This is a genomic window from Massilia sp. Bi118, assembly GCF_918697865.1.
GTDB lineage: Bacteria > Pseudomonadota > Gammaproteobacteria > Burkholderiales > Burkholderiaceae_D > Telluria.
Genome location: NZ_CAKKMV010000004.1, coordinates 1 through 19,972, shown reverse-complemented (window position 1 = coordinate 19,972; position 19,972 = coordinate 1). Strand labels below are relative to the sequence as shown.

The window sequence follows — 19,972 nt, the reverse complement described above, 5'->3', positions numbered from 1 at the left end:
TCGGCAGACGCCGTTACGGCGGGCGATTACGCCAAAGCCCTTGAATGTCTCGTTTGGATACACGACAACCCAGACCCGTCCCACCCGTCTACCGAAATGTTTAGGCGTGCTTACGGCTTCCTAGCCTTGGGCACGCTGGCAGGGGTCTATGAACCGGCAAAGGCCAAGCTGACTGAGCTAGTAACGGCAAAGCGGGATCAGGTAGCGGCGGGGCTTGCGGACGACGCGACAAAGGCGGATTTAAGGGCGCTGGAAGAGCGGCTGCGCGACTTGGAAGCCTGACGGCGCGGGGTAGCGCCGGGGGACGAAAAAAGGGGCGCTAACCGCGCTAGAAGCGCCAATGTCCCTGCCATGCGCCAAGCAATCCGACGACCGAGCAAGCGCGTGCTGGAAGCCGACGCCCTGCCTCGGGATCCGGCTTTCGTCGAGGCCCTGCTGGCGCGCACCCGCACGCTGGCGGCGCGCATCGCCATGCAGTGGGAGATGCCGCCGGCTATCCGGCCGCGGACGACGAGGAGGACGAGCGGGCGCGAGTCTTCGAACGGCTGCTTGGACTATAATTCCCGCATGCCTTTCGACCTGAAAAAACACCTCCCCAAGCCCGCACAACGCTTCGCCCTGCCTCACCTGCACGGTTCGTCGGACGCCTATGCGCTGGCGCTCGCCGCGCTCACGCTGAAGGCAAACAAACAGATGCTGACCGTGATCGTGGCCAACGCCAGCGACGGCCAGCGCCTGCTGGACGAGATCCCGTGGTTCGCGGACGGCAAGCTGGCGTGCCACCTGCTGCCGGACTGGGAAACCCTGCCCTACGATGCGTTCTCGCCGCACCAGGACCTGGTGTCGGAGCGTTTGGCGACCCTGCACGAGATCCGCAACGGCCAGTGCGACGTGCTGGTGGTGCCGGCCACCACCGCGCTGGTGCGCCTGGCGCCGCCTTCCTTCCTGGCCGCCTACACCTTTTTCTTCCGCCAGGGCGAGAGCCTGGACGAAGCAAAGCTGAAGGCCCAGCTGACCCTGGCCGGCTACAGCCACGTGACCCAGGTGATGTCGCCGGGCGAGTACTCGGTGCGAGGCGGCCTGATCGACCTGTTCCCGATGGGCTCCGCGCTGCCCTATCGCCTCGACCTGTTCGGCGACGAGATCGAAACCATCCGCACCTTCGACGCCGACACCCAGCGCTCGCTCTACCCGGTCCGGGAAGTGCGCCTGCTGCCGGGCCGCGAATTTCCCATGGACGAGCAGGCCCGCACCGCCTTCCGCGGGCGCTGGCGCGAACGCTTCGAGGGCGACCCGAGCCGCTCGCCGGTCTACAAGGACATCGGCAGCGGCATCGCCTCGGCCGGCATCGAATACTACCTGCCGCTGTTCTTCGACGAGACCGCGACCCTGTTCGACTACCTGCCGGAGGAGTCGCCGCTGGCCCTGGTCGGCGACATCGAAGAAGCGATCCAGCGCTTCTGGCTTGACACGGAGTCGCGCTACAAATTCCTGAAGGCCGACCGCGAACGGCCTATCCTGGAGCCGAAGGAGATCTTCCTCGGCGCCGAGGATTTCTTCGTGTGCGCCAAGCCGCACGGACGCTGGGCGATTGCGCGTGACGGGTCGGTTGCGGCTTCGGAGCTGTCGGCGCCGCTGCCCGACATCGCCGTCAATCGCCGCCTCGACGATCCGCTGTCCAACCTGCGGTCCTTCCTGCTGAAGACGGACGCCAAGGTCATGATCTGCGCCGAGTCTAACGGCCGCCGCGAGACCCTGCAGCAGTACTTCAACGAATACAGCCTGGACACGGTCCCGGTCGAGAGCTACGAGGGCCTGTGCGCGTCCGGCGCGCAGGTGATGCTGGGCGTGGCCCCGCTGCAGGCCGGCTTCGAGCTGATGGACGCCAGGTGCGGCCATCTGGTGTTCATCACCGAGACCGAGCTGTATGCGGGCTCGGGCCGGCGCGCCGGCAAGAAGAAGCAGGAAGCCAGCTCGCAGGTCGAATCGATGGTGCGCGACCTCTCGGAGCTGAAGATCGGCGATCCGGTGGTGCACATCAACCACGGCATCGGCCGCTACATGGGCCTGGTCAGCATGGACCTGGGCGAAGGCGACACCGAGTTCCTGCACCTGGAATACGCCAAGGAGACCAAGCTCTACGTGCCGGTGTCGCAGCTGCACGTGATCTCGCGCTACTCCGGCGCCTCGCCGGAAGACGCGCCGCTGCACACCCTCGGTTCCGGCCAGTGGGACAAGGCCAAGCGCAAGGCCGCCGAGCAGGTGCGCGACACCGCCGCCGAGCTCCTGAACCTGTACGCCCGCCGCGCCGCGCGCACCGGCCACGCCTTCGAGTATTCGAGCATCGACTACGAGAACTTCGCCCAGAGCTTCGGCTTCGACGAGACGCCGGACCAGGCCGAGGCCATCGCCAACGTCATCAAGGACATGACCTCGGGCCGCCCGATGGACCGCCTGGTGTGCGGCGACGTCGGCTTCGGCAAGACCGAGGTCGCGCTGCGCGCCGCCTTCATCGCCGTCATGGGCGGCAAGCAGGTGGCGATCCTGGCGCCGACCACGCTGCTGGCCGAGCAGCACGCCCAGACCTTCGCCAACCGCTTCGCCGACTGGCCGGTCAAGATCGCCGAGCTGTCGCGCTTCCGCACCGGCAAGGAGATCAACAACGCGATCAAGGGCATGGCCGACGGCACCGTCGACATCGTGATCGGCACCCATAAGCTGCTGTCGCCGGACGTGAAATTCACGCGCCTCGGCCTGGTCATCATCGACGAGGAACACCGCTTCGGCGTGCGCCAGAAGGAAGCGCTGAAGGCCCTGCGCGCCGAGGTCGACGTGCTGACCCTGACCGCGACCCCGATCCCGCGCACCCTGGGCATGGCGCTCGAAGGCCTGCGCGACTTTTCCGTCATCGCCACCGCGCCGCAGAAGCGCCTGGCGATCAAGACTTTTGTTCGCAGCGAGGACGGCTCCATCATTCGCGAAGCCGTGCTGCGCGAGCTGAAACGCGGCGGCCAGGTCTACTTCCTGCACAACGAGGTCGAGACCATCGAGAACCGCCATTCGATGCTGCGCGCGCTGCTGCCGGAAGCGCGCATCGGCGTGGCCCACGGCCAGATGCACGAGCGCGACCTGGAAAAGGTGATGCGCGACTTCGTCGGCCAGCGCTTCAACATCCTGCTGTGCACGACCATCATCGAGACCGGCATCGACGTGCCGACCGCGAACACCATCATCATGCACCGCGCCGACAAATTCGGCCTGGCCCAGCTGCACCAGCTGCGCGGCCGCGTCGGCCGTTCGCACCACCAGGCCTATGCCTACCTGCTGGTGAACGACGCGCTGAACATGACCAAGCAGGCGCAGCGCCGCCTGGACGCGATCCAGGCGATGGAAGAACTGGGCAGCGGCTTCTACCTCGCGATGCACGACCTGGAAATCCGCGGCGCCGGCGAAGTGCTGGGCGAGAACCAGTCCGGCGAGATGCTGGAGATCGGATTCCAGCTCTACTCCGATATGCTGAACGAGGCGGTGAAGGCGCTGAAGGCCGGCCGCGAGCCGGACCTGGCGGCGCCGCTGTCCTCGACCACCGAGATCAACCTGCACGTGCCGGCCCTGCTGCCGTCCGACTTCTGCGGCGACGTCCACGAGCGCCTGTCCATCTACAAGCGCCTGGCCAACTGCGAGACCCAGGACCGCATCGACGACATGCAGGAAGAGCTGATCGACCGTTTCGGCAAGCTGCCGGATGCGGTGAAGGCCCTGATCGAGACCCACCGCCTGCGCATCGTCGCCAAACAGGTCGGCATCGTCAAGATCGATGCGCATGCGGAGAGCGCAAACCTGCAGTTCATGGAAAAGCCGCCCATCGATCCGATCAAGATCATCACGTTGATCCAGAAGAACCGCCAGATCAAACTGGCCGGCCAGGACAAGCTGCGCATCACGGCCGCGATGCCGGACCTGCAGGCGCGCGTGAACCAGGTCAAGCAAACCATCAAACAATTATTAGCATAAGTCTCATGTCCAAAAAACTGATCGTTCAAGGCCCCGCGGCCGACCAGGGCGTGCTCGCCGCGGTCGCCGCCCTGGCACAGCCGCGCAGCGCCACACCCCTCAACGCACACGCCCTGCGCGCCGACGGCTTCGAGTTCACGCCGGCGCTCAAGGCGAGCGTGGAAGCCGCCGCCGAGCAGGCCGGCGTCGACGCCACCTTCATCGATGCCGACCGCAGCCTGGCGGACTTCAGGCTGGTGGCGATGGACATGGACTCGACCCTGATCACCATCGAGTGCATCGACGAGATCGCCGACATGCAGGGCCTGAAGCCGCAGGTTTCAAGCATTACCGAAGCCGCGATGCGCGGCGAACTCGATTTCGCCGAGAGCCTGAAGCGCCGCGTGGCGCTGCTGGAAGGCTTGCCGGTCGAGGCGCTAGGCCGCGTGTATGAAGAGCGCCTGCGCATCTCGCCGGGTGGCGAAGCGATGCTGGAGGCCGTGCAGGCGGCCGGCCTGAAGACCCTGCTGGTGTCGGGCGGCTTCACCTTCTTCACCGAGCGCCTGCAGGCGAGGCTGGGGCTGGATTACGTGCACGCCAACCTGCTGGAAGAACAGGATGGCAAGCTGACCGGCCGCGTAACCGGCGGCATCGTCGACGCCGAGGAAAAGATGCGCACCGTGCAGCGCGTCTGCGCGGAGCTCGGCATCGACCCCTGCCAGGCCATCGTGATGGGCGATGGCGCCAACGACCTCAGGATGATGGGCATTGCCGGCCTGTCCGTGGCCTTCCGCGCCAAGCCGGTGGTGCGTGCGCAAGCCGATGTGGCCTTGAATTTCACTGGCCTGGACGGCTTGCTGGCAATTCTGTCCTGAACGTAAGCTGACCAGGTTTCGACCTGGCGCAAAAAAGCATGCCGGCCGCATAAGCGAGCTGGACAGTAACAGGCGTAGATTATGCGGGAACCATAGGAGATTCCTGATGCCCGCACAGACGCCGTCCGCCGCGCCGCGCTCGATCATGGCGCGGCGTCACTTTCTGCAAGCCGGTCCGGCGCTCGCCGCCGCCCTCGCCACCGCAGCGCCGCCGGCCCGCGCCGCCGCACCGCTGGAAGCCTGGTGCGCCACCTGGGGCACGGCGCCGGCCGGACCGCCCGCGGCGGCGTCCACGCTCGCCATCGCCAACCAGACCCTGAGGCTGATCGTCCACACGAGCATCGCCGGCAGCCGCGTGCGGGTGCGCCTGTCCAACGAGATGGGCAGTACGCCGCTGCGCATCGGCGCGGCGCAGATCGGCTTGCGTTCGAGCGGCGCGAACATCGTCGCCGGCAGCGCCCGCGACCTGCGCTTCGGCGGTCGCAGCTTCGCCACCATTCCGCCGGGCGCGCCGCTGGTCTCGGATCCCGTGGACCTGGCGGTGCCCGCGCTTGCCGATCTCGCCGTCAGCCTCTACCTGCCGGACAGCGTGCAGGCCACGACCCTGCACGACATGGCAGCGCAGACCAGCTACATTTCATCGAGCGGCGATTACGCGTCCGCGCCCAGCCTGCCGGTGCAGAAGACCATCGGTTCCTGGCCCTTCCTGGCCGAGGTCGACGTACTGCCGGCATCGGGCACGGCGCGGGCCGTGGTCGCGCTCGGCGACTCGATCACCGACGGCGCCCGCAGTTCCAGCAACACCAACCGCCGCTGGCCGGACTGGCTTTCACGCCGGCTGCAGCAGGAGTCGCTGCCGGTGGCGGTGGTCAACCGCGGCATCAGCGGCAACTGCCTGCTGACCGATTACGCGAGCGCCCTGATCGCCGGCCACGACTGCCTGGAGCGCTTCGACCGCGACGTGCTCGCCACCACCGGCGCGGGCTGGCTGTTCGCCCTCATCGGCATCAACGACATCGTCTACAGCCCGTCGTCGAATACGATCTCCGCGGACGAGCTGATCGCAGGCTACCTGCAGCTGATCGCCCGCGCGCGCCTGCGTGGCCTGCGCGCGATCGGCGCCACCCTGACGCCCTTCGAAGGCCAGGCGTATTACACGCCGGCGCGGGAAGCGGCGCGCCAGCACGCCAACGACTGGATCCGCAACGCCGGCGCCTGGGACGCGGTGGTCGACTTCGACCAGGTGCTGCGCGACCCGGCCCAGCCGGGACGCCTGAACCCGGCCTGCGACAGCGGCGACCACCTGCATCCGAACGACGCCGGCTACCAGCTCATGGCACAGGCCGTGCCTCTCAATCTGTTCATATCGGCGTGAGACGAAGCGCGGCCGGCGTGGTCTAACGCTCGTCCATTCCGAGGAGACCTTCATGAGACCGATCCAGAATTCCGAGCACGAGGGCGAGCCAGACGACGCCCCGTCCAACCTGCCACGCCGCGGCTTCCTGCGCAGCGGCCCGGCCCTCGCCGCCGCGCTCGCCCTGCCCGCGCTGGCGCCACTGTCCGAGGCCCAGGCCGCCGACCTCTGGGTCGCTTCCTGGGGCGCGGCCCCGGCGGGACCGCCGCCGGCGGCATCGACGATGACCCTCTCCAGCCAGACCCTGCGCCTGATCGTGCATTCCAGCGTCGCCGGCAGCCGGGTGCGGATCCGCATCTCGAACGAGATGGGCAGCACGCCGCTGACCATCGGCGCTGCCCGCATCGCGCGGCGATCCAGCGGCGCCGTCACCGTGGCCGGCACGGATCGCCAGCTGCTGTTCGGCGGCCGCAGCTCGGTGACGATCGCGGCCGGCGCCGCCGTTCTTTCAGACGGCGCGAACTTCAATGTGCCGCCCTTCTCCGACCTGGCCGTCAGCCTCTACCTGCCGGGCAGCGTGCGCGTCACGACCCTGCACAACGCGGCCCTGCAAACGAGCTACGTCTCGACCGCCGGCGACCGCAGCGCCCTGCAAAGCCTGCCGGTCTCGCGCAGCATCGCGACCTGGCCCTTCCTCAGCGAGGTCGACGTCAGCGGGCCCTACTCCGGCCTGAGCGCATCGTCGTCCGTGGTCGCGCTCGGCGATTCGATCACCGACGGCCAGGCCAGCAGCGCCAATGCCAACCGGCGCTGGCCGGACATGCTGGCGCGGCGCCTGCAGCTGGAGCTGGGCGTAAGCGGGAATATCGGCGTGGCCAACCGCGGCATCAGCGCCAACTCGCTGCTGAAGGACTATCCGTCGGCAATGCTGGCCGGGCAGAAGGCGCTGACGCGCTTCGACCGCGACGTGCTCGGTACGGCCGGGGTGCGCTGGCTGATCGTCCTCATCGGGATCAACGACATCGTCTACAGTTCGGGCTCGAATCCGATCCCGGTCAGCAGCCTGATCTCCGGCCACCAGCAGCTGGTCTCGCGGGCGCGGGCGCGCGGCATCCGGGCCATCGGCGCGACGCTGACGCCCTTCGAAGGCCATGTTTACTACACGGCGGCGCGGGAGAACGTGCGCAAGGGCCTGAACGCCTGGATCCGCACTGCCGGCAACTACGACGCCGTGGCCGACTTCGATCTCGCGCTGCGCGACCCGGCGCGGATCGCGCGCCTGCGATCCACCTACGACAGCGGCGACCACCTGCATCCGAACAATGCCGGCTACCAGACGCTGGCGCAGGCGGTGCGGATCGATTTATTCAGTTAAGGATTGACCGAGGGCGAACGCTTCAGACAGCGCAGCGCGAACGTCGAGCGCGTGTGGCGCACGCCTGGCAGCTTGTACAGCTTCTGGCGCAGGAAGTTCTCGTAGCCCTCGGTGCCGGCCACCGCCACCTTGATCAGGTAATCGTATTCGCCGGATAGCAGATAGGCTTCCGTCACTTCGGGCAGCTCGGCCAGCGCGTCCGAGAAGGCCTTGAAGATCTCGTCGTCGTGCCGGTCTACCGTGACTTCGATGATCACGGTGTCCGGCACGCCCATGCGGCGCTGGTCGAACACGGCCGCATAGCCGGTGATGAAACCGGCCTCCTCGAGCGCCTTGACCCGGTGCCAGCAGGGCGTGGGCGACAGGTTCACGGTGTCGGCCAGTTTCTGGTTGCTGATGCGTCCGTCGCGGCTGAGGGTGCGCAGAATGTGGCGGTCGATATCGTCGAGCTGGCCGTCCTTCATGGCAGGGCTTCCTTGTCTATACAAGAGGTGTTAAAGATAGTTCTTGCGCATTTTAGCCCAAATATAAAAGAATCTTTTATTTGAATTCTTTGGAAAGGAGCGAACAGAAGCACATTTTTTGTGCGGTGCAGTATGATTTCCCGGCATTCAAATCAAGGAGTTATGTAGTGTCGGAAGCAGTATCCCGCGGCGGACTGGGTGTCCAGGGCGCCGCCTTCAGTGCCGAATTGCCGCTCATGCTGGTCACCCCCGCCCTGTTCGCCGCCAACCTGGTGGTCGCACGCTGGGCCCAGGGCGCGGACATTCCCCCGGTCTTCCTCGCCTTCGGCCGCTGGGCCCTGGCCTTCCTGATTCTCCTGCCCTCCGTCGGGCCGCGCCTGTGGGCGCTGCGCGGCACCCTGCTCGCCAACTGGCCGCGCATCCTGCTGCTGTCCATGCTGGGCATGGGCCTGGCGGTGGCCCCGCAATACATCGGCGCGCGCCACACCGGCGCCGCCAACGTCGCCATCATCCTGGCCGCCTGCCCGGCGCTGGTGACCCTGGTCGAACGTCTCGTATGGAAGGCGCCGCTGGGCCGCCGCCAGGGCTGGGGCCTGATGGTCGCGATCGCCGGCGTGCTGGTGGTGCTGTCGAAAGGCGACATCACCGCCCTCGGCCAGCTGGAGTTCGGCCGCGGCGACCTGTGGGTGGTGCTGGCCGCGATCGGCTGGTCGCTGTACACGGTGTTTAATAAACGCCTGCCGCTGCCGCCGCTGCCCGGCACCGTCAAGCTGGCGGCCCTGATCGGCGGCGGCGCACTGGTGCTGGCGCCGTTTGCAGCAATCGAAGCCATCAGCGGCGACCTGCCGTCCTTCGGCGACGGCCGCCTTTACGTGGCGCTGGCCTTCCTCGCCATCGTTCCCAGCCTGGGCGCCTACTTCTGCTTCGACCGCCTGGTGGCGGTGGCGGGGCCGGCGCGCGCCAGCATGTCGGTCTACCTGATCCCACTGTTCGCGACCCTGGCGGCGTGGCCGCTGCTGGGCGAGGCGCCGCACCTGTACCACGTGGCCGGCTTCGGCATGATCCTGGTGGCTGTGGCGCTGTCGAGCCGGCGCCGGCGCGCCTGAGGTTTCGGTCTACGTTTCAGGAAAGTGAACAGCTGTAACAGCCTGTAAATTCCGAAGCGGCCGCCGGCGGAATCTATATAGTAGACAGGTGAGGAGAACCGCCATGAAAAAACTCGCCATCATTCTTGCAGTTGCCGCGCTGAGCGGCTGCGCGACCCAATATCCGGGTCCCGCCAACTACGGTAGCCGCGCCTATGCGCAGGCGCCCGACGCCAACGGCTGGCAAGTCGTCTCGGTGACCCCGGTCCCGAACGGCACCGGCGCCCAGGCCGCCGCCTCCGGCGACGCCGGCCGCGTCACCACCTCGGATGTCGTCACCTACAGCCCGGCGCCGTCCAGCACCACCTACGTGACCCAGCCGGTCTACGTGCCGGCGCCGGTGTATGCACCGGCCCCGGTCTACGATCCCTTCTGGTACCCGCCGGTCACGATCGGGCTCGGTTTCAGCTGGAGCAACTGGGGTCACCACCGCAGCTATCGCGGTGGATACCACGGTGGTCCGCGCAGGCATCGCTAGACAGCAAAATCTGCACTAAAATGGGGAGGTCGCACTACGGTGCGGCCTCTTTTTTTTCGCCCGCCATACACCCCCTTCCTTACGTTTTTCTTACGCATTTGTATGAAAGACGCATGTTGCAACGCGCAACGTGAATCGTTTGCTGTTGCTCAATTGCCATCCTACAATGGCCCGACGATCGGTCCGGCGCCCCCATGGCGCACGCCCACGTACGGCAAGAAAATCAACTACGGAGACAGCAATGAATTTCAAACTGAAAGCATTGGTTGCAGGTGTAGCACTGGGTTTGTCGATGTCCGCGATGGCTGCGGATCCGATCAAGATCGGCGTGTCCGGTCCCTTCACGGGCGGCTCGGCGCCGATGGGTGTGTCGATGCGCGACGGCGTGCGCCTGGCGGCGGCTGAAATCAATGCCAAGGGCGGCGTGCTGGGCCGCAAGCTCGAGCTGGTCGAGCGCGACGACGAAGCCAAGAACGAGCGCGGCGTGCAGGTCACGCAGGAACTGATCAACAAGGAGCGCGTGGTCGCCACCGTCGGCTACATCAACACCGGCGTGGCCCTGGCTTCGCAGCGTTTCTACCAGCAGGCCAAAATCCCGGTGATGAACAACGTCGCCACCGGCTCCATCGTCACCAAGCAGTTCGCCAACCAGCCGGAAAACTACGTCTTCCGTAACTCGGCCAACGACACCATCCAGTCGGCCATGATCGGCGAGGAAGTCACCCGCCGCGGCTTCAAGAAGCCGGCGATCCTGGCCGACTCCACCAACTACGGCCAACTGGGCCGCGAGGACCTCGAGAAGGTGCTCGACAAGAAGAACATGAAGCCGGTGGTGGTCGAGAAGTACAACATCGGCGACGTCGACATGACCGCGCAGCTGCTGCGCGCCAAGCAGGCCGGCGCCGACGTGGTCCTCACCTACGGCATCGGTCCCGAACTGGCGCAGATCGCCAACGGCATGCAGAAGCTGGGCTGGAAAGTGCCGATCATCGGCAGCTGGACCCTGGCGATGGCCAACTTCGTCGACAACGCCGGCGCGAACGGCAATGGCGCGCGCATGCCGCAGACCTTCATCCAGGATCCGAATACGCCGAAGCGCAAGGCCTTCATCGACGCCTACATCAAGGCCTACAACCCGCCGGGCGGCCGCATGCCGTCGGCGGTGTCGGCAGCCCAGGGCTACGACTCGGTCTACCTGCTGGCCGCCGCGATCCAGCAGGCCGGCAGTACCGAAGGCCCGAAAATCGCCGCCGCCCTCGAAGACCTGAAGACCCCGGTCGAAGGCGTGGTCGCCACCTACAACAAGCCGTACAGCAAGACCGACCACGAAGCCATCAACTTCGACAACACCAAGTTCGGCGAAGTGCAGAACGGCCGCGTGGTGCTGGCCAAGTAAGACCACCGGCCGTAAGACCGTCATTCCCGCGCAGGCGGGAATCCAAGTTCGCTAGCGTTTCGACTGCGCGTGCAAAACTTGGGTTCCCGCCTGCGCGGGAACGACGTGCAAATGTTGCAGGTCACTCAGGGTAAAACATGGAAATCCTCCTCCAGCTGGTCTTCTCCGGCATCGCGCTCGGCATGATCTACGCCGTCATCGCCTTCGGCTATCAACTCACGTTCGCCACCTCCGGCACCCTGAACTTCGGCCAGGGCGAGGCCCTGATGCTGGGCGCCCTGGTCGGACTGTCCCTGGTCGGGACGATCCATGGCGGCCCCTATCTCGGCTACTGGGCGATGATCCCCATCGTCGTCGTGTTCGGCGCCTTGCAGGGCATGTTCGTCGAATGGATAGGCGTGCGCCCGGCGATCCGCATCAAGTCGGAATTCGGCTGGATCATGTCGACCATCGCACTGGCCATCATCTTCAAGAACGTGGCCGAGAACATCTGGGGCAAGGACGTGCTGCCTTTCCCTTCGCCGCTGTCCTCCGAGCCCTTCACCATCATGGGCGCGAACGTGCAGCCGATGCAGGTGCTGGTGATCCTCGGCGCGCTCGCCATCATGCTGGCGGTCGAGATCTTCAACCGCAAATCGATCTACGGCAAGGCGGTGGTCGCGACCTCCAACGACCGCGATGCGGCCGGCCTCATGGGCATCAACACCCGCATGGTGATCACCTTCTCGTATGCGCTTTCCTCGGCCACGGCGGCCTTCGCCGGCGCCCTGGTCGCGCCGCTCACGCTGACCTCCGCCACGATGGGCGCTTCCCTCGGCCTGAAAGCCTTCGCGGTGGCGATCATCGGCGGTCTGACCTCAGGGCTCGGCGCGATCGTCGGCGGCATCATCCTCGGCATCGCCGAAACCGCGACCGGCTTCTACCTGTCGACCGGCTACAAGGAAGTGCCTGGCCTGGTACTGCTGCTGCTGGTACTGGCGGTGAAGCCGTCCGGCCTGTTCGGCAAGGCCGCGATCAAGAAGGTATAAAGCATGAATAAAAAGACTGCCATCGCCGTCGCACTGGGCATCGTCCTGGTGGCGGCCTATCCGCTGCTGTTCACGAATCCCTACTACGTGCATCTGGCCGAGACCATCCTAATCTATGCCATCCTGCTGTACGGCCTGGACATCGTGGTCGGCTACACCGGCCAGGTCTCGCTGGGCCACGCCGGCCTGTTCGGGATCGGCTCCTATATCACCGGCGTGCTGGTGATGAAGCTGGCGATGCCCTGGTACGTGACCCTGCCGGCCAGCGTGGTCGGCTGCGCGCTGTTCGGCGTGGTCCTGGCCCTGCCGGCGCTGCGCGTCACCGGCCCCTATCTGGCGATGGTGACCCTCGCTTTCGGCACCATCGTGCAAATCCTGATCAACGAGATGACCTTCCTGACGGAAGGCCCGATGGGGATCATGCTGACCAAGCCGAAGCTGGCCGGCGTCGAACTGAACGAAGTCCAGTACTACTACATGGTGGCGGCGCTGATGTTCCTGTCGCTGCTGCTGGTGCACCGCCTGCTGCGCTCCCACATCGGGCGCGCCTTCGAGGCGCTGCGCGACAGCCCGATCGCCTCGGACTGCATGGGCGTTTCCGTGTACCGCTACAAGGTGTATGCCTTCGTGATCAGCGCCGGCTTCGCGGGCCTGGCGGGCAGCCTGTACGCCTATTCGGAGCAGTATATCTCGCCCAACACCTACAACTTCGAACTGACGATCCTGTTCCTGCTGGCTGTGATCATGGGCGGGCGCAAGAGCCGCCTCGGCTCCCTCATCGGCGCCGCGATCGTCGTGATGCTGCCCAGCCTCCTGTCGGACATCGAGCTGTTCCGCAAGATCGCCGTCACCGCCGCCGTGGTGGCCGTGATCGGCGCCGGCATCGCACTGGCGCGCGGGCGCACGAGCCTGGGCAAGGTGGCGGTGCCGGTGATCGGCACGCTGGCGATGGCGGTGGTGTCCTACCGCCTCGAGAACATGGTCGACTGGCGCCTGAGCATCTTCGGCCTGATGACCCTGTTCGTGGTCTACTACCTGCAGGACGGCATCGTCGGCTTCTTCAAGGGCCTGATGGGACGCGGACGCCTGCACGTCGCGGCTGCACGCGCCGGCCAGGCCGATCCGTTTGCGGGTGCGCGCGCCGATGCCGCCGCGGCCGGCGGCGAGCTGCTCCGCGTCGAACAGATCCTGATGCAGTTCGGCGGCCTGAAGGCCTTGAACCAGGTCGACCTGAAGGTGGCGCGCGGTTCGGTGCACGGCCTGATCGGACCGAACGGCTCGGGCAAGAGCACGATGATGAACGTCCTGACCGGCATCTACAAGCCGACCGCGGGCGGCGTGGTGTTCGCCGGCCAGGCCATCGCCGGCCGCACGCCTTCGCAGATCGCGCTGGGCGGCATCGCCCGCACCTTCCAGAACGTGCAGCTGTTCGGCGAGATGACCGCCACCGAGAACGTGCTGGTCGGCCTGCACCACAGCTTCCGCTCGACGGCGTTCGACGCCATGCTGCACACGCCGCGCTACAAGCGCGAAGAAGCGGCAGCGCGCGAACGCGCGGCGGCCATCCTCGACTTCATCGGCCTGGCGGACCTGGCGATGGAAGAAGCGCGCAACCTCCCCTACGGCAAGCAGCGCCTGCTGGAAATCGGCCGCGCCCTGGCCCTCGATCCGCGCCTGCTGCTGCTGGACGAGCCGGCCGCCGGCCTGACCGCGCCGGACATCCGCGAGCTGATGGCCATCATCCGCAAGATCCGCGACCACGGCATCACCATCGTCCTGATCGAGCACCATATGGACGTCGTGATGTCGATCTCGGACACTGTCACGGTGCTCGACTTCGGCCAGAAGATCGCCGAGGGCACGCCGGGCAAGGTGCAATCCGATCCGAAGGTCATCGAAGCCTACCTGGGCGGCGCCGCCGAAGCCCCGCCCGCGCAAGCAGCCGCACACTAGGAGCCAGCATGTTAGCCATCCAAAACCTGCACGCCGCCTACGGCAAGGTCGAAGTCCTGCACGGGATCTCGCTCGAGGTCCCGAAGGGCAAGCTGGTCACCCTCATCGGCAGCAACGGCGCCGGCAAGACCACCACCATGCGCGCCATCTCGGGCATGATCAAGCCGAAGAGCGGCAGCGTGCAGCTCGGCGGCCGCGACATCACCGGCCTCGATTCGCACCGCATCGCGCGTGCGGGCCTGGCCCACTCGCCCGAGGGCCGGCGCGTGTTCGCGACGATGAGCGTCACCGACAACCTGCTGCTCGGCGCCTTCCCGCGCTTCACGCGCGCACGTCCGAAAGGCGACGTCCAGCACGACCTCGAACGCGCGCTGGAGCTGTTCCCGCGCCTGAAGGAGCGCCGCACCCAGCTGGCCGGTACCCTGTCCGGCGGCGAGCAGCAGATGCTCGCCATGGCGCGCGCCGTCATGCTGAATCCGGAAGTGGTGCTGCTCGACGAACCTTCGATGGGCCTGGCGCCGATCCTGGTCGATGAGGTCTTCCGGATCATCGCGCGCCTGAAATCCGAAGGCGTGACCATGCTGCTGGTGGAGCAGTTCGCACAGGCGGCGCTGAACGTGGCCGACTACGGCTATGTGCTGGAGAACGGCAGCATCGCGGTGCACGGGCCGGCGGCCAGCCTGAAGACCGATCCGAAGGTGGTGGCGGCTTATCTGGGTGGCGGGCACGCGCACTGAGACCGCGGTAGCGTCGTGCGATACCGGAGGTGCCGGATTCCGGGCCTCCGTTTTCTTTGATTTGACTGATTTTCAAGCAATGCCATCATGCCATGATTCGCCGCTCGGGCGGTTTCACTGAAAGGCATGCATGAAGCGCTTGATCACCCTGTTCTGCGTTACCGTCCTTTTCTCGCTGGGCGGCTGCGCATCCATGTTCGACCACGGCGGCACGCGCCAGGCCGGCAGCGTCGTCGACTACCTCTACCCGGACGCCAAAGAGCCGCCGAAGATGGAAGCCACCGTCACGCGCCTGCGGCTGCCGGTGCGGGTCGGGATCGCCTTCGCGCCGGGCGGCGGTTACGGTGGCGGCGGCCTGCAGGAAGCCGCCAAGACCCAGCTGCTCGAACGGGTCAAGGCGTCCTTCGGCCAGTACGACTACATCGGCAGCATCGAGGTCATCCCGAGCAGCTACCTGCGCCCGCGCGGCGGCTTCGCCAACCTGGACCAGGTGGCGCGCATGTTCAACGTCGACGTGATCGCGCTGGTGTCCTACGACCAGATCCGCTTCAACGACACCAACCGCCTCGCGGTGCTGTACTGGACCGTGGTCGGCGCCTACCTGATCAAGGGCGACCAGTTCGACGTGCAGACCATGGTCGATGCGGCGGTGTTCGACGTCCGTAGCCGCAAGCTGCTGTTCCGCGCACCGGGCACCAGCCAGGTGAAGGGTTCGTCGACGCTGGCCGGCTACAGCAAGGAAGTGCGCGGCGCGCAGTCGGACGGCTACGCGCAGGCGGTGGACCAGATGATTCCGCAGTTGCGGGCGCAGCTGGCGGGCTTCAAGGAGCGCGCCAAATCCGATCCGGGCATCCAGGTCGACCGCAGTCAGTACCGCGGCGGGCATGGCGCCGGCAGCTTCGGCTGGCTGGCGGCGCTGCTGGCGGTCGGCGTCGCCTGGTGCATCGGACGCCGCCATGCTTAGGCGCGCACCAGTCAGCTGTGCGATCGGCGGCATCTGCCTGCTGCTCGCCTGCGCGGGCGAACCGATCGCCGCCGGCTTCGCCTTCGAGCGCGCCGCGGTCCTGCATGGGGAGCTGTGGCGGCTGTGGAGCGGCCACCTGGTCCATTATTCGCTCTCGCATGCAGGCGCCGATGCGCTGGTCTTGACGGCGATGGGCATGGTGGCCGAACCGGCGGTCGGCTCGCGCCGCCTGGCGCTGGTGCTGGGCGGTGGCGCCTTGCTGATCTCGCTCGGCTTGCTGGCGCTGGCGCCCGGCATCGTCGAGTACCGCGGCGCCTCCGGGCTGGCCGTGCTCACGGCCGTGCTGGGCGGCGTGCTGGCCTGGCGCCGTCATCCCGTCAGTCGCCCGGTGCTGGTCTGCGCGGCGCTGGCCCTGGCCAGCAAGACCCTGTGGGAAGCCTTCGCGCACACGGCCGCTTTCACCGATTTACCGGCCGGCGTCAGCGTGGCCTGGCAGGCGCACTTGCTGGGCGCGATGGTGGGCGCCTGCGCCGCGCACGCGATCATGTCTCCACGTTACAAGGAACACCATGCTCAAGGTCGCGATCGTGCACCGCAGTGAGTTGGCGCGGATACGCGCGTTCTATGAGGCGCTTGGCTATGGCGGCGGCGTGCGCGATACCGACCTCGCCTTCGCGGCGACGATCGATGGGCGCGTGGTTGGCGCAGTCCGCTTGTGCGAAGAAGCCGGCGTGATCGTCCTGCGCGGCATGCATGTCGATCCGGCATGCCAGCGCCAGGGCATCGGCCGCGCATTGCTGGCCCGGTGCGTTCCGTGGCTGGACCGCGGCGAGGCCTTCTGCCTGCCCTACGATCACCTGGTGGAGTTTTACGGCGCAGCTGGCTTCACGCCGGCGCCGTCGGCGACGCTGCCGCCCTTCCTGGCCGAACGGCTGGAAGCCTATGTTTTGAAAGGCCAACGGGTGCTGGCGATGCGCCGTCCGGCCGCGACTCACATGCCGAACAAATCGTTCGCATCCAGGATCGCATAGGTGATCTCCGGATGCCGCTCCAGCGCCTTGCGCACCGCGGCCGGAATCGATTGCCGTACCTTCTTGCACAGGCCGGGCCGGTCTTCGAGCAGGATGACGATGCCGCGGAGCGTGCGCACCTCGTTCGGACTCGGCGTGATCTTCAGCTCGACGCCGAGGTTGGAACGGATCTTCTCTTGCAGGCGCTTGAGTTCCTCGTAGCTGGCGATGCCCTCGATCCGGTCGATCAGCTTCTGCTCCTCCATGCGCGTCAGGCGCAGCGGGCGCAGGTCGGCATCGGGCTCGGCGAGCAGGCGCTCGCGCTCGCAGACGCAGGCGCCTGGAGGACATTCGGTACGGAGGGGGAAGCCTACCTGTTGCAACATGCTCTCACGCTGTCTGGCAAAGGATCGATATAGTGTACATCACGCTCGTGTTCAAACATTGCGCGCGGCCTGCTCCAGCATGCCGCTCATGCGCTCCCAATGCGAGCCTTTCCAGTAGACGCGCCCGCAGAGGTCGCAGGTACTGAATTCTTCCTGGGTGGCGGCGACCTGGGGCGGCAGGCGCTCCAGCACCTCGACCTTCGCCACGGTACGCAGCGGCGCGTTGTCATGCAGGCAGCGGGTGAACGGGCGCGCCCGTTCGGCCAGCGCGAGGCGCTCGAAGACTTCGCGCAACTGGGCCTGGGCCTTCAGCGCGCGCACATAACAACCGTAGGCGATGGTGCGGCGTTTCAGCAGTTCGCGGTCCCGTGTCAGCACCATGCGTTCCTCTTCCACCGCCAGCACCTCGACCTGGTCGCCGCGCAGGCTGTTGTCGTAGATGGTGTCGAACCCTGCCATTCGCAAGAGCCGCGCGAGCCCGCCGAGGTGGGCGTCGGCGACGAAGCGCAGGCGTCCGGGCGGCAGCATCGGCGCGGGCGCCAGGTCGGCAATATCGAGCCGGGTGAAGCGCGGATAGACCGCGACACGGTCGCCCTCTTCCAGCAGGAGGTCGAGGCCGGAGACCTCGCCATTGACCAGCACCAGCTCGACCTCGGTATGCGGCACGCCCAGCGCCTCGATCATGTGCTTGGTCGTGGCCATGCGCGCGCAGGGCGTGGCGATGTCGTGCTGGCGCCGTTCCCGCGGCAGGAAGTCGTTCAGATTACCGTAGAAACGGAAGGTGGCGCAGACCATAATGCATCAATCGATGGCGGCAGGCTGCAGGGCGCGCAGTACCTCGAGGGCGTTCGGCACCGCGGCAAAGGCGGCCGTGTTATCGAAGATGCACCAGCAATCGGCGCCGTTTGCGGTCAGGGCTGTAATGCGCTGCTCGACCTCGCGCAGGAATTCCGGCGGGTAGCTCGAGTAGTAGACCCTGGGCGTGCCGTGCAGGCGGATGTAGCTGGCGGCGCTGGTCGGCACGTGCGGGCCGGGCTGGCCGGCGGGCGGATCGGCGATGACACGCGTGACGCCGTGTTCGCGCAGCACGGCGGTGGCGGTGTCCGAGAACCAGGTCGGGTGACGGGCTTCCCAAGCAAGCATGCAGCCGACCCGCGCGCGCAGGCGCGGCAGGAAGTCGCGCGCCGCCTCTTCGTCGAACACGCCCTTGGGCGGCAGCTGTACCAGCACGCAGCCCAGCTTGGCGCCGAGGTGGTTGACCTCGAAGGCGAAGCGGTCGAGCAGATCGTCGGCGTCGCGCAGGCGGGCTTCGTGGCTGATCGACTTCGGCAGCTTGACCGAGAAGCGGAACTCGGGCGGCACGGCGGCGGCCCAGCGGGCGTAGGTCTGCGGCTGGTGCGGGCGGTAGAAGGAAGAGTTGATCTCGACGGCCGGGAACACGGCCGCGTAGCGCTCGAGGTGGCTGCCATCTTCGGGAAACGCGGCCGCCACGTCCTTGTGGAGGCTCCAGCCGGCGCAGCCGATCAGGCGCGCGCCGGGGGAGCCGGCTTGGGTGCTTGTGCTGTCGCTCATGGGCCGATTTTATGCCGGGAGCGCGAACTGACGTCGCACGGCCTTACAATATGAACAATCGATATCTGGAGGAGCTTGCCATGGCCGACCCGCTGCACATCGTCTGTCCCCACTGCGACGCCGTCAACCGCGTCGCCAACGAACGCCTCGCCGACCAACCCGTCTGCGGCAAATGCACGAAAACGCTTTTCGAAGGCAAGCCGCTGGACGTCGACAGCGCGCGCTTCTCACGCCACATCAGCCGCAACGACATCCCGGTGCTGGTCGATTTCTGGGCCGCCTGGTGCGGACCCTGCCGCATGATGGCGCCCGCCTACGCCCAGGCCGCCGGCCGCCTGGAGCCGCAGGTGCGCCTGCTGAAGCTGGACACGGAAGCCTCGCAGGACATCGCCGGGCTGTTCGGCATCCGCAGCATCCCGACCATCGCGCTGTTCCAGGGCGGCCAGGAGATCGCGCGCCAGGCCGGGGCCATGGACGCGGGCAGCATCATTTCTTGGGTTCAATCCCGGGCGCGCGCCGCCTGAGCGCGCGATCCATTATCGTCGAATCGACCTTACCAACAGGAGAATGTCATGTCCCAGGAACTCGTCTACGAACGCGGCGCGGAAGATGCGAAGCAGTTCGCCCGCATCCTTTACATCGCCCACGCAGCCACTTTCTTCTTTTCGCTCGGCCTGTTGAACGTGATCGTCCTGATCGTCAACTACATCAGGCGCCCGGAGACCGCCGGCACCATGGTCTATTCGCACCACACCTGGATGATCCGTTCGTTCTGGTGGTACGTGGTGTGGATGATCGCGGCGGGCTTCCTGTTCATCACCCTCATCGGGATTCCACTGGCCTGGGTGATCTGGGTCGGTGCGTGGCTGTGGATGGCTTACCGGATTATTCGCGGGTTCCTGGACCTGAACAATAACCGGGCAATGCCGGTCTAACCCCGCCGTCGTTCCCGCGCAGGCGGGAACCCAAGTTTTCGGCGCAGTCGAAACGCGAGCAAAATTGGGTTCCCGCCTTCGCGCACTGCTGTCCAAGATAATTGACAGTTGAGCTGGTAGTAGACCATCGGAAAGGAGTTGCAGGTAAAGGTTAAGGGTACTAAAACCCTGAGTTCTCACGCTCACAACCTAAACCTGCAACCATGTCTACGATAACCACTTTCCAGGCGCTTTTAAAGGGTCTTCCACGCGCTGTGTTCAATCGTTGTGTCGAGCGACACAACGCGGACAAGGGGTGCAAGCGCTT

19 protein-coding genes are annotated in these 19,972 nt (G+C 66.4%); 15 read left to right on the top strand and 4 right to left on the bottom strand.

The genetic code is table 11. The annotated features are described in order from the left end of the window. Window positions 1–567 precede the first annotated feature (567 nt). The 4 genes from mfd (at window position 568) to LQV39_RS06940 (ending at window position 7,597) form a co-directional block, all read left to right on the top strand. Entirely contained in the window at window positions 568–4,014 is a 3,447-nt protein-coding gene (gene mfd / locus LQV39_RS06955) for a transcription-repair coupling factor (RefSeq protein WP_230023435.1), read from the top strand. A gap of 5 nt (window positions 4,015–4,019) precedes the next feature. After that, window positions 4,020–4,868: a phosphoserine phosphatase SerB gene (serB, locus tag LQV39_RS06950; RefSeq protein ID WP_230022309.1), complete on the top strand. Its 849-nt coding sequence runs from the start codon at window positions 4,020–4,022 to the stop codon at window positions 4,866–4,868. A gap of 106 nt (window positions 4,869–4,974) precedes the next feature. Then, a complete protein-coding gene (locus LQV39_RS06945; RefSeq protein ID WP_230022307.1) occupies window positions 4,975–6,243 on the top strand; it encodes an SGNH/GDSL hydrolase family protein in 1,269 nt (422 codons plus the stop codon). Between the two features lie 52 nt (window positions 6,244–6,295). Beyond that, a complete protein-coding gene (locus LQV39_RS06940) occupies window positions 6,296–7,597 on the top strand; it encodes an SGNH/GDSL hydrolase family protein (RefSeq protein WP_230022304.1) in 1,302 nt (433 codons plus the stop codon). Here the strand turns inward: LQV39_RS06940 and LQV39_RS06935 are convergent. After that, window positions 7,594–8,061 (bottom strand): Lrp/AsnC family transcriptional regulator, encoded by a 468-nt coding sequence (locus LQV39_RS06935; protein ID WP_230022301.1) that lies wholly within the window; start codon window positions 8,059–8,061, stop codon window positions 7,594–7,596. The genes LQV39_RS06940 and LQV39_RS06935 overlap by 4 nt on opposite strands. A 167-nt stretch (window positions 8,062–8,228) precedes the next feature. Between LQV39_RS06935 and LQV39_RS06930 the strand changes: the two genes are divergently transcribed. The 9 genes from LQV39_RS06930 to LQV39_RS06890 all read left to right on the top strand — a co-directional run bounded on the left by LQV39_RS06930 (window position 8,229) and on the right by LQV39_RS06890 (window position 16,793). Further along, window positions 8,229–9,167: a DMT family transporter gene (locus tag LQV39_RS06930; RefSeq protein WP_230022298.1), complete on the top strand. Its 939-nt coding sequence runs from the start codon at window positions 8,229–8,231 to the stop codon at window positions 9,165–9,167. Window positions 9,168–9,270: 103 nt separating this feature from the next. Then, window positions 9,271–9,684, top strand: a complete 414-nt coding sequence (locus LQV39_RS06925) for a hypothetical protein (protein WP_230022295.1) — start codon at window positions 9,271–9,273, stop codon at window positions 9,682–9,684. A gap of 241 nt (window positions 9,685–9,925) precedes the next feature. After that, entirely contained in the window at window positions 9,926–11,080 is a 1,155-nt protein-coding gene (locus LQV39_RS06920; RefSeq protein ID WP_230022292.1) for an ABC transporter substrate-binding protein, read from the top strand. 137 nt (window positions 11,081–11,217) lie between these two features. Further along, window positions 11,218–12,108, top strand: a complete 891-nt coding sequence (locus LQV39_RS06915; protein WP_230022289.1) for a branched-chain amino acid ABC transporter permease — start codon at window positions 11,218–11,220, stop codon at window positions 12,106–12,108. Window positions 12,109–12,111: 3 nt separating this feature from the next. After that, window positions 12,112–14,061: an ATP-binding cassette domain-containing protein gene (locus LQV39_RS06910; RefSeq protein ID WP_230022286.1), complete on the top strand. Its 1,950-nt coding sequence runs from the start codon at window positions 12,112–12,114 to the stop codon at window positions 14,059–14,061. Window positions 14,062–14,069: 8 nt separating this feature from the next. After that, window positions 14,070–14,798 (top strand): ABC transporter ATP-binding protein, encoded by a 729-nt coding sequence (locus tag LQV39_RS06905; RefSeq protein WP_230022284.1) that lies wholly within the window; start codon window positions 14,070–14,072, stop codon window positions 14,796–14,798. Between the two features lie 130 nt (window positions 14,799–14,928). Then, window positions 14,929–15,762: a rhombotarget lipoprotein gene (rhlP, locus tag LQV39_RS06900; protein ID WP_230022282.1), complete on the top strand. Its 834-nt coding sequence runs from the start codon at window positions 14,929–14,931 to the stop codon at window positions 15,760–15,762. Then, window positions 15,755–16,363 (top strand): rhombosortase, encoded by a 609-nt coding sequence (rrtA, locus tag LQV39_RS06895; protein ID WP_230022280.1) that lies wholly within the window; start codon window positions 15,755–15,757, stop codon window positions 16,361–16,363. Before rhlP ends, rrtA begins: the two co-directional genes overlap by 8 nt. Beyond that, window positions 16,332–16,793, top strand: a complete 462-nt coding sequence (locus LQV39_RS06890; RefSeq protein WP_230022278.1) for a GNAT family N-acetyltransferase — start codon at window positions 16,332–16,334, stop codon at window positions 16,791–16,793. Before rrtA ends, LQV39_RS06890 begins: the two co-directional genes overlap by 32 nt. Here LQV39_RS06890 and LQV39_RS06885 read toward each other — a convergent pair. The 3 genes from LQV39_RS06885 to LQV39_RS06875 are packed head-to-tail and all read right to left on the bottom strand — an operon-like array spanning window position 16,754 to window position 18,730. Continuing rightward, window positions 16,754–17,158, bottom strand: coding sequence for a hypothetical protein (locus LQV39_RS06885; RefSeq protein WP_230022276.1), 405 nt, complete (start codon window positions 17,156–17,158; stop codon window positions 16,754–16,756). The genes LQV39_RS06890 and LQV39_RS06885 overlap by 40 nt on opposite strands. Before the next feature lie 51 nt (window positions 17,159–17,209). Then, window positions 17,210–17,953 (bottom strand): Mut7-C ubiquitin/RNAse domain-containing protein, encoded by a 744-nt coding sequence (locus tag LQV39_RS06880; RefSeq protein ID WP_230022274.1) that lies wholly within the window; start codon window positions 17,951–17,953, stop codon window positions 17,210–17,212. Window positions 17,954–17,959: 6 nt separating this feature from the next. Continuing rightward, complete coding sequence (locus LQV39_RS06875) at window positions 17,960–18,730, bottom strand: DUF72 domain-containing protein (protein WP_230022271.1); 771 nt, start codon at window positions 18,728–18,730, stop codon at window positions 17,960–17,962. 80 nt (window positions 18,731–18,810) lie between these two features. Here LQV39_RS06875 and trxC point away from each other — a divergent pair, with 80 nt between their 5' ends. Both trxC and LQV39_RS06865 read left to right on the top strand, forming a co-directional pair. Beyond that, window positions 18,811–19,254 (top strand): thioredoxin TrxC, encoded by a 444-nt coding sequence (trxC, locus tag LQV39_RS06870; protein ID WP_230022268.1) that lies wholly within the window; start codon window positions 18,811–18,813, stop codon window positions 19,252–19,254. Between the two features lie 48 nt (window positions 19,255–19,302). After that, window positions 19,303–19,665 carry a hypothetical protein gene (locus LQV39_RS06865; RefSeq protein WP_230022265.1) on the top strand — a complete coding sequence of 121 codons (363 nt, stop codon included), beginning with the start codon at window positions 19,303–19,305 and terminating at the stop codon, window positions 19,663–19,665. The last annotated feature ends 307 nt before the right edge of the window (window positions 19,666–19,972 follow it).

Excerpts from the sequence above, each read along its gene's own strand:
- mfd (WP_230023435.1), top strand. The coding sequence starts at position 568 with ATGCCTTTCGACCTGAAAAAACACCTCCCCAAGCCCGCACAACGCTTC.
- serB (WP_230022309.1), top strand. The coding sequence starts at position 4,020 with ATGTCCAAAAAACTGATCGTTCAAGGCCCCGCGGCCGACCAGGGCGTG.
- LQV39_RS06945 (WP_230022307.1), top strand. The coding sequence starts at position 4,975 with ATGCCCGCACAGACGCCGTCCGCCGCGCCGCGCTCGATCATGGCGCGG.
- LQV39_RS06940 (WP_230022304.1), top strand. The coding sequence starts at position 6,296 with ATGAGACCGATCCAGAATTCCGAGCACGAGGGCGAGCCAGACGACGCC.
- LQV39_RS06935 (WP_230022301.1), bottom strand. The coding sequence starts at position 8,061 with ATGAAGGACGGCCAGCTCGACGATATCGACCGCCACATTCTGCGCACC.
- LQV39_RS06925 (WP_230022295.1), top strand. The coding sequence starts at position 9,271 with ATGAAAAAACTCGCCATCATTCTTGCAGTTGCCGCGCTGAGCGGCTGC.
- LQV39_RS06920 (WP_230022292.1), top strand. The coding sequence starts at position 9,926 with ATGAATTTCAAACTGAAAGCATTGGTTGCAGGTGTAGCACTGGGTTTG.
- LQV39_RS06915 (WP_230022289.1), top strand. The coding sequence starts at position 11,218 with ATGGAAATCCTCCTCCAGCTGGTCTTCTCCGGCATCGCGCTCGGCATG.
- LQV39_RS06910 (WP_230022286.1), top strand. The coding sequence starts at position 12,112 with ATGAATAAAAAGACTGCCATCGCCGTCGCACTGGGCATCGTCCTGGTG.
- LQV39_RS06905 (WP_230022284.1), top strand. The coding sequence starts at position 14,070 with ATGTTAGCCATCCAAAACCTGCACGCCGCCTACGGCAAGGTCGAAGTC.
- rhlP (WP_230022282.1), top strand. The coding sequence starts at position 14,929 with ATGAAGCGCTTGATCACCCTGTTCTGCGTTACCGTCCTTTTCTCGCTG.
- rrtA (WP_230022280.1), top strand. The coding sequence starts at position 15,755 with ATGCTTAGGCGCGCACCAGTCAGCTGTGCGATCGGCGGCATCTGCCTG.
- LQV39_RS06890 (WP_230022278.1), top strand. The coding sequence starts at position 16,332 with ATGCTCAAGGTCGCGATCGTGCACCGCAGTGAGTTGGCGCGGATACGC.
- LQV39_RS06885 (WP_230022276.1), bottom strand. The coding sequence starts at position 17,158 with ATGTTGCAACAGGTAGGCTTCCCCCTCCGTACCGAATGTCCTCCAGGC.
- LQV39_RS06880 (WP_230022274.1), bottom strand. The coding sequence starts at position 17,953 with ATGGTCTGCGCCACCTTCCGTTTCTACGGTAATCTGAACGACTTCCTG.
- LQV39_RS06875 (WP_230022271.1), bottom strand. The coding sequence starts at position 18,730 with ATGAGCGACAGCACAAGCACCCAAGCCGGCTCCCCCGGCGCGCGCCTG.
- trxC (WP_230022268.1), top strand. The coding sequence starts at position 18,811 with ATGGCCGACCCGCTGCACATCGTCTGTCCCCACTGCGACGCCGTCAAC.
- LQV39_RS06865 (WP_230022265.1), top strand. The coding sequence starts at position 19,303 with ATGTCCCAGGAACTCGTCTACGAACGCGGCGCGGAAGATGCGAAGCAG.